This window comes from Caminibacter sp. (assembly GCF_053999135.1).
Window position 1 is genome coordinate 1 of record NZ_JBMXVQ010000114.1, and the last position, 2,241, is coordinate 2,241.

General features: G+C 33.8%; 1 protein-coding gene. It reads right to left on the reverse strand.

Features of this window, described 5'->3' with window-relative positions:
• Positions 1 to 323 precede the first annotated feature (323 nt).
• Positions 324 to 1,706, reverse strand: coding sequence for a glycoside hydrolase family 17 protein (locus ACXJH6_RS08550; protein WP_456471339.1), 1,383 nt, complete (start codon positions 1,704 to 1,706; stop codon positions 324 to 326).
• Positions 1,707 to 2,241 lie beyond the last annotated feature (535 nt).

The following is a 2,241-nucleotide window of genomic DNA, read 5'->3' on the forward strand; positions in this document are numbered from 1 at the left end:
AGCAGCAGCTTACAACTTCAAAAAGCTGACGGATCAGCTGGCCTTATTTTGTTCCTTTTTATTTTTTCGTCACTTTTTTACAAAAAAATATAAAAATTAATAGCTGATGAAAAAATTTTAGTCTCAAGCCAAAAAGAGTGTGGAAGAATTTTTGGGTAAAACTTAATAAAATGTTTTTTAAGCGTCGACTAAGTTATACAAAATTCCGAATTTGAATTTGTTTATAAGATAAAATATAGAAGACACTTATACCATATAGAACTCACTAATGTCTTAGTCAGCGTGATATTTCATGCTGACTAAGACACAAGCAAATAATTGTTTTAAGGCGTTCTCTCAATTTCTAATTTGGCAGCAGCGTTTTCGTCCAGTTCCGAAGGCAAGGAAGGAGCATTTCCTAAACAAGGAGGCTCATACCCATCAGGCACGAGAAAAACTGCGATCTTTGTGGCATTTTGATCAACTCCTCCAGTAGTAATATCACATTCCCAACTTCCATCATAATTTATTGGAGTTAAAGGGTTATTTGCATACGGTTTAATCCACCAACCACCATTAAGATAAATGCCGGGTTTAACATAGATATATACTACTATATTGTATTCATAAGGATTAACATGCCAAACTTGTCCTTTAAGATTTTCAAAACTCCCATAAGGTGGAATGTAGGTTAGTTCTATAGTGGGATCACCTGGACCACCAGGAACAGGAAACTCACTCCAATTATCTTCCATAATTTCACCCTCAAATACACGATTCATTCCTTGTTTCATATTTCCATCCTTGTCCCATATCCCCCAATGAGCACCTTGTGGTCCTTCGTATTTAGCCTTCCAGGGTTCATCAAAGGCCTCAAAATAAAAGTAATCCACATTATTAGCTCTAGCCCAGGAGACAAAATTGAGAAAGTAATAACTAGCGTTATCTAAAGAAGGAATAGCATCACCAATTTGCTCACCATCACTTGGCCATCCAGTTTCAGACACAATGACTTTTTTTCCTCCAGCTATCTCTAAAATTTTTTGGTGCCAATAGTTCAATACCGCCACAGCATCCTCAACTCTTATTCCTTCCCAGTATGGATAATAATTTACCATAATTACATCAATGGAATCTATGATATTTGGATGATTTAAAAAAGTTGCATATGTATCTGCATAAGCAACTGGAATATCTGGTACCTCTTCTTTAATCCTATTAATATAGTCAATCAATTCCTCTTCAGATAAATCTTGTCTTAGTAAAACTTCACTTCCAACAATTAACATATCCGCATCACCAGCTTTAGCATTCATTATAAGATTGTTGATCTCTTCTTCGTTGGTAGTTTTATTGGCATCAAGCCATGCACCCAGAGCAGCCTTTAAACCTAAATCATGAGCTATGAAACCACATTTTTCGAGGCCATGGGTACTACCAAAAGTGCGTATCCAACTTGTATTACCAGCGATAATTTCCATTCGTGTTCTAATTTGTTCTTCACTAATTTTAACACCAAAATTTGGATCTTGATCTTCTATATATGGGCTAAAATTCAATCCATACACCCTGTAATTTACCTCTTGGTTTACAGAAGATGATTCTTCAGCAGAATGATTATTATTTTCAGTGTCACTTCCATTGTTACTGTCACAAGCGAAAAATATCAAAATAAACAGAACCACCAAAATATTTACTAACAATTTTTGACAGTTATTTGAGAACATTTTCTACCTCCTGATATTTTGTTAGTTTTGACTAAATCTATAACCCAATCTCAACCTTGCTTTGATTAAAACAAAATTTTTTAGGTGTCTTTTTTGGGTATGCTTTCCAATTATTAGTATAATACACTTTTCCTCAAAAAGAGGCACATTTTTTAATTATCGTCAATAGAAAAATTTTTTTTGTTTCCTATAACTCCCAAAAATTTAATTAAAATTTTTTTTTATCCCTCCAAACTTAGAGAAAATTTCGGGACAACTCCTTATTGACACCCAGGCTTTAAGCATCTTTTGTAATGCCTGAACAGACAAAGCCCTTTTTGCATACACATTTATATTTGAAACAGCTATAAAAACAAGATTAAAAAAACAAGGATAAAAGCAAAAAATCTTTTCATACTCATCAACACTCCTTATGTTTTATTTTAAATTAAGCTCCTTAATAAATTGATAGCTCGTGTAAATCTCAAATCCACTGAACCAGGACTGATGTTCAAAACATCAGCAATCATTTTTGACGGAGTTTTTATAGCACGCA